Source organism: Pseudomonas sp. Tn43, from assembly GCF_014192635.1.
In the GTDB taxonomy this organism is placed as follows: Bacteria; Pseudomonadota; Gammaproteobacteria; order Pseudomonadales; family Pseudomonadaceae; genus Aquipseudomonas.
In genome coordinates this window covers 151825-163862 of record NZ_JACHYG010000002.1, presented here as the reverse complement: position 1 = coordinate 163862, position 12038 = coordinate 151825, and the positions used below count along the sequence as shown (strand labels likewise).

Genomic DNA, 12038 nt, shown 5'->3' with positions numbered 1-12038 from the left:
AGAACAGGCCGCGGCACCCTCGGCACCTGCGGCTAAATCACGCCGATCTGCGGCGTGAAGGAACAATTTGGGGCCAGTGCAGAACCCGGACACAGTCTATAGAAGCGTCAACGCCGGGCACATTACCCCTTGGTCGCGTCGTAGGCTAGTTTTGCCTGCACTACAACGTCATCAAAAACGCTTTTGATGCCGCAATCACTTGGTTTTCTCACCCGCCAGGCGCTCAAATGCCTGATTGGTGCGCGTGACGAAACCTGTATCGGCACGAATCACAAAAAATGCACCAACATCATGGGTTTCGGCATAGTCCCAACCCCGTTCAGGACCGAGAATCATCAACAGCGTCGATAGGCCATCGGCCATTAATGCTGAAGGATGAATGACCGTGACTGACGCCAGGGTATGCAGGACGGGTGCACCACTGCGGGCATCGAAGGTGTGGGAATAGCGCCGTCCGCTCTGCTCGAAATAATGACGGTAGTCACCGGAGGTCGACACGCCGTAGCCGTCGATAGTGATGACTTTTTGTGCGACCTGCTGATCGTCGCGGGGCTCTTCCAACGCAATGTGCCACGCTGAGCCGTCGAGTTTTTTGCCCGCGGCCTTGAGTTCACCAGTGACCTCCGCCAGGTAATTGTGGATGCCCTGCTCTTCAAGCTTTGCGGCAATCGTATCGACCGCGTAACCGGCCGCGATGCTGTTGAAGTCGAGCTCGACTGCCTCGTCCTTGCACAACTGATCACCGTCGATGCGCAAGTGGCTATGGCCGACGCGTTGCCGCACCTGGGCGAGCGCCTCGGCACTCGGCACTTTTTCTTCTCGCGCTTGCGGCCCGAACCCCCATAGGTTGAGCAGCGGCTCCACCGTCAGGTCGAAGGAGCCTTCGCTTAGCGAAGACAGTCGCTCGCCGACGCGGACCAGTTCGAGGATCGGCGCGGGCATTGTCTGGCAGCGGTTAGCGGGCAAATTATTGAAGCGTTCAATGTCGGAGTCGCTGCGATAGGTCGACATTTGCTGATCGATTTCAGCGAGGATTTTTTCGACCTGGATGCGGACTTCTGCCGGAGCGGGAAGATGGGCATAGCGCACGTACTTGATCGAATAGCTGCTGCCCATGGTCGGGCCGCCGAAACTTTCCATCGAATCGCCATCGCCGCAGCCGGTTAAGGTACTTATCAGGACAACAACACTGCACCATCGCCATTTCAACAAACCCTGCCCCTCCCTGAAACCACGCCAAGACCGGCCATTATGCACCCCTCGCTCCTGCGCGATCACCCAAACAAAAACGCCCCGATCAAAGTCGGGGCGTTTTCATGTGCGGCTAAGGCTTAGCGCGGGAATGCTGGCGGGTTTACACCGGCCATGTCTTCCATCACGCGAACGACCTGGCAGCTGTAACCGAACTCGTTGTCGTACCAGACGTACAGAACAACGCGGTTGTCCTGAACGATGGTCGCTTCGGCGTCCACCACGCCTGCGTGGCGCGAGCCAACGAAGTCGGTGGAAACCACTTCCTGCGAATTGACGTAGTCGATTTGCTTGTGCAGATCGGAGTGCAGCGCCATGTAGCGCAGGTACTCGTTCATCTCTTCACGGGTAGCGGCTTTCTCAAGGTTCAGGTTGAGAATGGCCATCGATACGTTCGGCGTCGGAACACGGATCGCGTTACCGGTCAGTTTGCCGGCCAGTTCAGGCAGCGCCTTGGCGGCGGCGGTGGCAGCACCAGTCTCGGTGATGACCATGTTCAACGCGGCGCTACGGCCACGGCGATCACCCTTGTGGAAGTTGTCGATCAGGTTCTGGTCGTTGGTGTACGAGTGAACGGTTTCGACGTGACCGTTGATGATGCCGAACTTGTCATTCACAGCCTTCAGCACCGGCACGATGGCGTTGGTGGTGCAGGAAGCGGCGGACACGATCTTGTCGTCAGCGGTGATTTCACCGTGGTTGATGCCGTGAACGATGTTCTTCAGCTTGCCTTTACCCGGCGCGGTCAGAACAACACGATCGATACCCGGGCAGGCCAGGTGCTGGCCCAGGCCGTCGGCGTCACGCCATACACCCGTGTTGTCCACCAGCAGCGCATCTTTGATGCCGTACTGTGTGTAGTCCACTTCGGTCGGGTTCTTCGCGTAGATAACCTGGATCAGGTTGCCGTTGGCGGTGATGGTGTTATTGGCTTCATCAATGGTGATGGTGCCATTGAACGAACCATGTACCGAATCGCGGCGCAGCAGGCTGGCGCGTTTGACCAGATCGTTCTCGGCGCCCTTGCGGACAACGATGGCACGCAGACGCAAGCCGTCGCCACCACCGGTTTTCTCGATCAGGATGCGCGCCAGCAGACGACCGATACGACCGAAGCCGTACAGGACAACGTCGGTGCCGGTGCGACCGGAACCATTCTGCTTGCCGACCACATCGGCCAGCTCGTCACGGACGAACGCTTCGGCGCTACGGCCATTACCTTCGGTTTTGAATTTGACAGCCAGCTTGCCCAGGTCTACCGAAGCAGCGCCGAGCTTGAGCTCGCTCATTGCCTTGAGCAGCGGGAATGTTTCGTGGACGGACAATTCGCTGTCATCGGACTGGCGATGGCGAGCAAAGCGGTGAGCTTTGAGAATCGCGATGACAGACTGGTTGATCAGACTGCGGCCATAGATCGAGCTCACCACGTTGTTATTGCGGTAGAGCTGACCGATAAGCGGAATCATCGCTTCTGCGAGTGCTTCACGGTCGATCCATTCACCAAGACACTGGTCGGGCTTCTGAGTCACGGTAACCTTCCACATGTAGGGGCAGAAAAAAGGGGCTACATTATGCCGCCGAGTGTCTCCGGTAGCAATGCGCGCCTGTCGCACAGGCGGTAACAAAATCCTGTTCAAAAAAATCACGCCCCGCGCCAGCCCAGTAAAACCGGGGCTTTCAGCGCTGTCAATTTTTCGACGATACTATTGCCGTGTCCGTAACCCTCCGTAACACACCGTGGTTTTGGCACTACATTTTCCGTATCGAAGCGCCAGTTTTTGTCATTACCACTACATTTCACCCAACCTGAGCATATAGACACAGTCTGCAACTGACAGCCGGCACCTGAGGCCGTTACAATTGTCGACTTTGTCGCAACGCTGGAGCTCAACCTTCCGTGCCCGTTCTGCGTCTACCGCTTCTCCCTGCCGCGGCAGGTAAACAGCATTGGGGCAACCTGCCCGGTGCCGCCCTGAGCCTGGCCATCGCCGAGGCTGCCAGCGCTGCCAAGCGCTTTACCCTGCTACTGACCGCCGACAGCCAGAGTGCCGAACGGCTGGAACAGGAGCTGAGTTTCTTCGCCCCGGATTTGCCTGTACTGCACTTCCCCGACTGGGAAACCCTGCCCTACGACCTGTTCTCGCCACATCAGGACATCATCTCTCAGCGCATTTCCAGCCTGTATCGGTTGCCGGAACTGGTGCATGGCGTGCTGGTCGTGCCGATCACCACGGCCCTGCACCGTTTGGCGCCGACCAGATTCCTGCTTGGCAGCAGCCTGGTACTGGATGTCGGCCAGAAACTCGATGTCGAGCAAATGCGCACCCGGCTTGAGGCCAGCGGTTATCGTTACGTCGATACAGTTTATGAGCACGGCGAGTTCGCCGTGCGCGGCTCGCTGATCGACCTGTTCCCAATGGGCAGCAAACTGCCCTTCCGCATCGATCTGTTCGACGACGAAATCGAAACCCTGCGTACCTTCGATCCGGAAAACCAGCGCTCCATCGACAAGGTGGACACCGTTCGCCTGCTGCCGGCGCGAGAGTTCCCGCTGCAAAAGGACGCGGTCACCCGCTTCAAGGCGCGCTTTCGCGAACGTTTCGATGTCGACTTCCGTCGCTGCCCGATCTTTCAGGATTTGAGCAGCGGGATTACACCGGCGGGTATCGAGTACTACTTGCCACTGTTCTTCGACGAAACCTCCACCCTGTTCGACTATCTGCCCCAGGACACGCAAGTGTTTTCTTTGCCTGGCATCGAACAGGCGGCGGAGAATTTCTGGAACGACGTGCGCAATCGTTACGAAGAGCGCCGCGTCGACCCATCCCGTCCTTTGCTGCCACCGGCCGAGCTGTTTTTGCCCGTGGAAGATTGCTTTGCCCGTCTGAAGAGCTGGCCCCGGGTGGTTGCCAGTCAACAGGACGTAGAACCCGGTGTCGGTCGCGAGCGCTTCCCGGCTCAACCACTGCCGAACCTGGCCATCGAAGCCAAGGCCACTCAGCCATTGGCGGCGCTGGCCGGTTTCCTCGACGAGTTCCCTGGCCGCGTGCTGTTTACCGCCGAGTCTGCGGGCCGTCGTGAAGTGCTGCTGGAACTGCTGGAACGCCTGAAGCTGCGGCCGAAAACCGTCGACAGCTGGCCAGACTTTGTTGCGAGCAAGGAGCGCTTGGCGATCACCATCGCACCGCTCGACGAAGGTCTGTTGCTGGACGATCCAGCCCTGGCCCTGGTCGCTGAAAGCCCGTTATTCGGTCAGCGCGTGATGCAGCGTCGCCGTCGCGAGAAACGCGCTGACGCCAACAACGATGCAGTGATCAAAAACCTCACCGAACTGCGCGAAGGCGCGCCGGTGGTGCACATCGATCATGGTGTCGGCCGTTATCTGGGGCTGACGATCCTGGAAATCGACCATCAAGCCGCCGAATTCCTGACCCTTGAATATGCCGAGAACGCCAAGCTGTACGTCCCGGTAGCCAACCTGCATCTGATCGCCCGTTACACTGGCAGCGACGATGCCCTGGCGCCGCTGCACCGCCTTGGCTCCGAGACCTGGCAGAAAGCCAAGCGCAAAGCCGCCGAACAGGTGCGCGACGTGGCCGCCGAGTTGCTCGATATCTATGCCCGCCGCGCCGCTCGCGAAGGTTATGCCTTCGCCGACCCGAAAGCCGATTACGCGACCTTCAGCGCCGGCTTCCCGTTCGAAGAAACCCCGGACCAGCAAACCACTATCGAAGCGGTGCGCGCCGACATGCTCGCGCCGAAGCCGATGGATCGCCTGGTCTGCGGCGACGTCGGTTTCGGCAAGACCGAAGTGGCGATGCGCGCAGCGTTCATCGCCGTGCATGGCGGTCGTCAGGTGGCGATTCTGGTGCCGACCACCCTGCTCGCCCAGCAACACTACAACAGCTTCCGCGACCGCTTCGCCGACTGGCCGGTGAGCGTGGAAGTGATGAGCCGCTTCAAATCGGCCAAGGAAGTCAACGCCGCGGTCGCGGACCTGGCCGAAGGCAAGATCGACATCGTCATCGGCACACACAAGCTGCTGCAGGACGACGTCAAAATCAAAAACCTCGGCCTGGTGATCATCGACGAAGAGCACCGTTTCGGTGTCCGTCAGAAAGAACAGCTCAAAGCGCTGCGCAGCGAAGTCGATATCCTGACGCTGACCGCCACGCCGATTCCACGCACGCTGAACATGGCGGTGTCGGGCATGCGCGACCTGTCGATCATCGCCACGCCACCGGCCCGTCGCCTGTCGGTACGCACGTTCGTCATGGAGCAGAACAAGAGCACGGTAAAAGAAGCCCTGCTGCGTGAGCTGCTGCGTGGCGGTCAGGTTTACTACCTGCACAACGACGTGAAAACCATCGAGAAATGCGCCGCCGACCTCGCCGAACTGGTGCCGGAAGCACGGATCGGCATCGGCCACGGGCAGATGCGTGAACGCGATCTAGAACAAGTGATGAGCGACTTCTACCACAAGCGCTTCAACGTGCTGATCGCCTCGACTATCATCGAGACCGGCATTGACGTGCCGAGCGCCAACACCATTATCATCGAGCGCGCCGACAAGTTCGGCCTGGCGCAGCTGCACCAATTGCGCGGCCGGGTCGGTCGCAGCCACCACCAGGCGTATGCTTATCTGCTGACACCGCCGCGCCAGCAAATCACTCCCGACGCGGAAAAGCGCCTGGAAGCGATCGCCAACACCCAGGATCTCGGCGCGGGCTTCGTGCTCGCGACCAACGACCTGGAGATCCGTGGTGCCGGCGAACTGTTGGGCGATGGCCAGAGCGGGCAGATCCAGGCCGTCGGTTTCACGCTGTACATGGAAATGCTCGAGCGCGCCGTGAAGTCGATCCGCAAGGGCGAACAGCCGAACCTCGATCAACCGCTGGGTGGCGGTCCGGAAGTCAATCTGCGTGTACCGGCGCTGATTCCCGAGGATTACCTGCCGGATGTTCACGCGCGACTGATCCTCTACAAACGCATCGCCTCGGCCACCGATGAGGAAGGCCTCAAGGATCTGCAAGTGGAGATGATCGACCGTTTCGGCCTGCTGCCGGAACCGACCAAGAACCTGGTGCGGATCACGGCGTTGAAATTGCAGGCTGAAAAGTTGGGCATCAAGAAAGTCGACGGCGGCCCGCAAGGCGGCCGAATCGAGTTCGCGGCACAGACTCCGGTCGACCCACTGACGCTGATCAAACTGATCCAGGGCCAACCCAAACGCTACAGATTCGAAGGCGCCACGATGTTCAAATTCCAGGTCCCCATGGAGCGCCCGGAAGAACGTTTCAATACTGTAGAGGCGCTATTCGAGCGCCTCATTCCGACCACTGCTTGAAGGACGCCGTATGCGCCTGTTTCGCTCACTGACCTTGTTGATATCGTTGTTTTCGCCGTTCGCCTCGACGGCATTTGCCGATGATCTGTATCAGGTTGAAATGATTCTGGTGCGGCAAAACGCCGTGCCCGCCATCGTCAGCCACGCCGCACCGGAAGACTGGGCTGCCGGTGCTCAACGCATCAGCCCCGAAAGCTTTCGCACACCCAGCCTGAACGCCGAAGTGGAAAAGCTCAGCGCCAGCAACAACTACACGGTGTTGCTGCACAAGGCCTGGCAACAGAACCTGGGCGAAGAAGCCAGCAAAGTGGCGATCAGCGAGGGCAAGGAACAGTTTGGCCAGTTCCCGATCGAGGGCACGTTGAACCTGAAACTGGGGCGCTTCACTGACGTCGATGCAGACTTCTGGGTCAACCAGATCGATGCCAACGGCCTGGTCACCGCCAGCGAACGCCTGAAGCAGGAAAGCCACACCAAGAACGGCCAGCTGAACTTCCTCGACAATGGCCACCTGGGCCTGCTGATCAAGATCACCTCGCTGACAGCCCCTGCGCCTCGGCCAGTCCCCGATGTAATTCCGGACTGATATGCCCCCGCCCCTGAGCAAACCCCTGGCAACATCCTGGGTCAGCCGATTCAAGGAACAAAGCCTGGAGCGTGGCCGCCGCTACGCACTGGAAAACCGCGTCAGGATCGTCCAGGTCGGCGATGCCACCATCACCGCCAGTTGCGAAGGCTCTGGCGGTAACGTTTACCGTCAGATCATTCGCCTGCGCGAGTCGGCCAAAGGCACGTTGCTGATGATCGACGCCACCTGCACCTGTCCGGTCCACAGCAACTGCAAACATTGCGCGGCGGTGTTGCTGCAAGTGCAGGAAACCCTTGCGTACCCGGCGGCGGCGAAAGACGCCGAATTGCTGGAAAAACTTCAGGCTGTACTGGAAAACCGTAGCCCGAAAGCGCCGCCGCAAGTATTGGTGGACAACGTGCAACCGGTACCGCGCCTGTGGCTGGCGAGCATCGAATTCAGCGCCTTTGAACCGCGCAACGGCAAAATGCAGCGTTACATCCAGCATCGTGCGGCGCTGTCTTTCAGTTATCTGGACGAATACGTCAGCGGACAGAAAAACACTGACATTCTGATTCGTCAGGAGACGCAGACGCTGCGGATAAAACGTCACCCGGAAGTCGAACAAGCCTACAGGGAACAGCTGCGAATTCTCGGCTTCAAGGTCGCCACCCGACAAAGCAAGGCTTTGCCGGAAAGTGCCGGCGAACTCTACGAGATGGTCAACGACAGCGCCTGGCTGACTTTCACCCTCAACGAGCTGCCCAAGCTGCGCACCCAAGGGTGGGAGCTGCAGATCGACGAAGATTTCGGCTTCGACCTGACCGCCGTGGATGACTGGTATGCCACCGTCGAGGAGGCTCCGGAGCGTGACTGGTTTGATCTGGAACTGGGGATCATCGTCAATGGCGAACGGCTGAGCCTGTTACCGATCCTGTTGAACCTGATGCGCTCTCATACCGAGCTTCTCAACCCGGAACGCCTCGCCCGACGCCGCGACGACGAATTGATTCTGGTGAACATCCCGCAGCGTCGCAGCACCGACCAAGGCCCACTGCAGGTCGCCCTGCCCTTCGGCCGCCTAAAACCGGTGCTGGCGACACTCGGCGAGTTTTATCTGCAAGAGCCCGGCGACACCACGCTACGCCTGAGCAAGGCCGACGCCACGCGGCTGAACCCGCTGGAAGGCCTGCCGTTACTTTGGGAAGGTGGCGAACAGATCCGCACCTTTGCCCAGCGCCTGCGTGACATCAAGGACCACACCGCAGTGGCGCCCGAAGGGTTGAATGCCACTTTGCGCCCGTATCAGCTGGAAGGTCTGAGCTGGATGCAGTCGTTAAGGCAACTGGAAGTCGGCGGGATTCTCGCGGACGACATGGGCCTGGGCAAAACCCTACAGACCTTGGCGCATATTCTGAGCGAAAAGAATGCCGGGCGCCTCGATCGACCGTGCATGGTAGTCATGCCCACCAGCCTGATTCCCAACTGGCTCGACGAAGCCGCGCACTTCACGCCTCAGCTCAAAGTACTGGCGCTGTACGGCGCCAATCGCAAGAAGCATTTCGGCGATCTGGCCGACTATGATCTGATTCTGACCACTTATGCACTGCTGCCCAAGGACGTCGAACGCCTCGCCGCACAGCCGTTGCACGTCTTGGTGCTCGATGAAGCGCAGTACATTAAGAACCCCAACAGCAAGGCTGCCCATGCGGCTCGCGAGCTGAATGCTCGCCAGCGCCTGTGCCTGAGTGGCACGCCGCTGGAAAATCATCTGGGCGAGCTGTGGTCGCTGTTTCACTTCTTGCTGCCCGGCTGGCTCGGCGACGTGAAAAGCTTCAACCGCGATTACCGTGTACCGATAGAAAAGCGTGCCAGCGAGGTAAGACTTCAGCACCTCAACGGCCGGATAAAACCGTTCCTGCTGCGCAGAACCAAGGAACAGGTAGCCACCGAACTGCCGCCGAAGACCGAGATCGTCCATTGGGTCGAGCTCAACGAAGCGCAGCGCGACGTGTACGAAACCATGCGCCTGGCCATGGACAAGAAAGTCCGCGACGAGATCACTCGCAAAGGCGTGGCGCGCAGCCAGATCATCATTCTTGAGGCGTTGCTGAAACTGCGTCAGGTGTGCTGCGATTTACGCCTGGTCAACGATGCAACCCTGCCCGCGCGCGGCAGTACTTCCGGCAAGCTTGATAGCCTGATGGAAATGCTTGAGGAATTGTTCGAGGAGGGGCGACGGATTCTGCTGTTTTCACAGTTCACCTCCATGCTGTCGCTGATCGAGGATGAGCTGAAAAGACGTGACGTAGGGTATGCGATCCTGACCGGCCAGACCCGCGACCGACGCACGCCAGTGAAGGAATTCCAGAGCGGCAAGCGTCAGATCTTTCTGATCAGCTTGAAGGCCGGCGGTGTGGGGTTGAACCTGACCGAAGCCGATACGGTGATCCACTACGATCCCTGGTGGAACCCGGCGACGGAAAACCAGGCGACGGATCGTGCGTATCGCATTGGTCAGGAGAAACCTGTCTTCGTTTACAAGATGATCGCCAGGGGCACGGTGGAAGAGAAGATTCAGCATCTGCAGAAAGAAAAATCCGATCTGGCCGCAGGTGTACTGGATGGGCGCAAAACCGGCGACTGGAAGTTGCAGAGCGATGATATCGAGGCGCTGTTTGCGCCGTTGCCGGAGAAAATTGATAAGTAGCGGTGATCGGTAGATTGCCTTTGCGGGCAAGCCTCGCTCCTACAGGAAATTACGGTATCCGTAGGAGATCAGGCTTACCCGCGAAGGTAAACCGTCACGACGAAAAGCCCTTAATCAATCAATTGAGCTTCTTTGAGCGCGCCGATGGCCGCCAGCCAGCGTGGGTCTTGACGGTATTCGGTGCTGGCGTACGCCTGCCCGCGCATCCGCGCAATACGCGCCGACGGTTTGACCTTCAAGCGCTGGGCGGCGCTCAAGGCCAGCTCGGCAGCGGCGCGATCGTTGCACACCAGGCCCATGTCGCAACCGGCAGTCAGCGCCGCTTCGATGCGACTGGCGGCATCGCCGACCACGTGGGCGCCGGCCATCGACAGGTCGTCACTGAAGATCACGCCATCGAACTGCAACTCGCCACGCAGGATGTCCTGCAACCAGCGACGGGAGAAACCTGCAGGCTGGGAATCGACTTGTGGATAAATAACGTGGGCCGGCATGACGGCGGCCAGTTGCTTGCTCAATCGCGCGAACGGCACCAGGTCGTTGGCGCGGATTTCCTCGAGGCTGCGCTCGTCGCTGGGAATCGCGACGTGGGAATCGGCTTCGGCCCAGCCATGCCCAGGGAAATGCTTGCCCGTGGCGGCCATTCCGGCGCTGTTCATGCCGCGGATAAATGCACCGGCGAGCAAAGCAGCGCGCTCGGGATTGCCTTCGAACGAACGGGTGCCGACCACTGCACTGCGCTGGTAATCCAGGTCCAGGACCGGGGCAAAACTCAGGTCGAGACCGACCGCCAGCACTTCGGTGGCCATGATCCAGCCGCACTGCTCGGCCAGGTCTTCGGCATTCGGGTTATCGGCAATTGCACGCATGGCTGGCAACCGCACGAAGCCCTGACGCAGCCGCTGAACCCGACCGCCCTCTTGATCCACCGCCAGCAAAAGATCGGGGCGAATGGCGCGGATCGAAGCGCTCAACTCGCGCACCTGGCGCGGGTGTTCGATGTTGCGGGCAAAAATGATCAGGCCACCCACTTCGGGTTGGCGCAACAATTGGCGATCTTCAGCCGTCAGCCAGGTACCGGCGACGTCCACCATCAACGAGCCTTGCAGGCCAGCAGTCATAGAGATTCCTTGATTACGATAAACCCGGCTCCACGCATTCGCCGCCATGGGCTGCGCCCGGCAGGTCGGCGATATCAATGAGGAGCGGGTTCAGAACGAGAGTCGTCATGGGCGGCTAGCTTAGCGGATGTCAGCTGCCGCGCCCACCCGTGTGCGGTTAAACCTTGGCGGCGGCCGGAGTCGATTTGCTGCGTGGACGCAACTGCGCGGTGGCCATGGCAATGTCGGTGACGCCGGTTTCAGCCCGCATGCCAGCGGCCAGGAACGGCACCATCAGACGCATGACTTGTTCGATGGAAGTGTTGACGCCGAAATCGGTCTCGGCAATCGCACGCAAAGCCTTGATCCCCGACATGCTGAACGCCGCGGCACCCAGCATGAAGTGCACGCGCCAGAACAGCTCGATCGGGGGAATGCGTGGCGCTGCCTCATTGACCAGCATCATGTAGCGGCGGAACACTTTGCCGTACATGTCTTCCAGATAACGACGCAAGTGCCCTTGGCTCTGGCTGAAAGCCAGCCCCAGCAAACGCATGAAGATAGACAGGTCGTTGCCGCTGCGTGGCTGCACCACCAGCGCTTGCTCGACAAGAATCTCCAGCAACTCTTCAAGGGACGGCTTGTTCTCTGGCTTGGCCTGACGGCGCTCCAGCTCTTTATCGAGACTGAGGCAGAATGGCCCGAGAAAACGCGAGAAGACGGCCTGAATCAGCGCTTTCTTCGATCCGAAGTGATAGTTCACCGCCGCCAGATTGACACCGGCCTTGCTGGTGATCAGACGCAACGAGGTTTCAGCAAAACCTTTTTCCGCGAACAACTGCTCGGCAGCATCGAGAATGCGTTCAACGGTTTCCGACTGGGCCATGGCTACTCCGCCTGACAAACACTTGTTTGAAACATACGTTTCAGCCCTGGCCTTGTCAAGTATGGCGGTTCGTTTTGGGAATGGTCGGTCAGGTATTTAACCATACAACAGCGCCGCTTCAATCGGCGAGCGAAATGACCGTCCAGCGGCCGACAAAAAAAGGGGCATTGCCAAGA

7 protein-coding genes are annotated in these 12038 nt (G+C 59.5%); 3 read left to right on the top strand and 4 right to left on the bottom strand.

The genetic code is table 11. The features are described from left to right. Positions 1 to 195: 195 nt before the first annotated feature. Together FHW68_RS05010 and FHW68_RS05005 are read right to left on the bottom strand one after the other, a co-directional pair. Positions 196 to 1140: an FAD:protein FMN transferase gene (locus FHW68_RS05010; protein ID WP_260296363.1), complete on the bottom strand. Its 945-nt coding sequence runs from the start codon at positions 1138 to 1140 to the stop codon at positions 196 to 198. A 191-nt stretch (positions 1141 to 1331) separates the two neighbouring features. After that, on the bottom strand, positions 1332 to 2795 hold the full coding sequence (locus FHW68_RS05005; protein WP_095634221.1) for a glyceraldehyde-3-phosphate dehydrogenase: 1464 nt from the start codon (positions 2793 to 2795) through the stop codon (positions 1332 to 1334). 353 nt (positions 2796 to 3148) lie between these two features. Between FHW68_RS05005 and mfd the strand changes: the two genes are divergently transcribed. From mfd to FHW68_RS04990, 3 genes are read left to right on the top strand one after another with little or no spacing between them, the layout of a single operon-like run. Then, the gene (gene mfd, locus FHW68_RS05000; protein WP_183679133.1) at positions 3149 to 6598 is read left to right on the top strand and encodes a transcription-repair coupling factor; all 3450 of its coding nucleotides are present in this window, start codon (positions 3149 to 3151) and stop codon (positions 6596 to 6598) included. Positions 6599 to 6608: 10 nt separating this feature from the next. Continuing rightward, positions 6609 to 7184, top strand: coding sequence for a CsiV family protein (locus FHW68_RS04995; RefSeq protein ID WP_183679131.1), 576 nt, complete (start codon positions 6609 to 6611; stop codon positions 7182 to 7184). 1 nt (position 7185) lies between these two features. Further along, entirely contained in the window at positions 7186 to 9876 is a 2691-nt protein-coding gene (locus FHW68_RS04990) for a DEAD/DEAH box helicase (RefSeq protein WP_183679128.1), read from the top strand. 110 nt (positions 9877 to 9986) lie between these two features. On the opposite strand, the gene nagZ is transcribed toward FHW68_RS04990, so the two are convergent. Together nagZ and FHW68_RS04980 are read right to left on the bottom strand one after the other, a co-directional pair. Next, a complete protein-coding gene (nagZ, locus tag FHW68_RS04985; RefSeq protein ID WP_260296362.1) occupies positions 9987 to 10997 on the bottom strand; it encodes a beta-N-acetylhexosaminidase in 1011 nt (336 codons plus the stop codon). Between the two features lie 157 nt (positions 10998 to 11154). Continuing rightward, positions 11155 to 11862, bottom strand: a complete 708-nt coding sequence (locus tag FHW68_RS04980; protein ID WP_095634226.1) for a TetR/AcrR family transcriptional regulator — start codon at positions 11860 to 11862, stop codon at positions 11155 to 11157. Between the last annotated feature and the right edge of the window lie 176 nt (positions 11863 to 12038).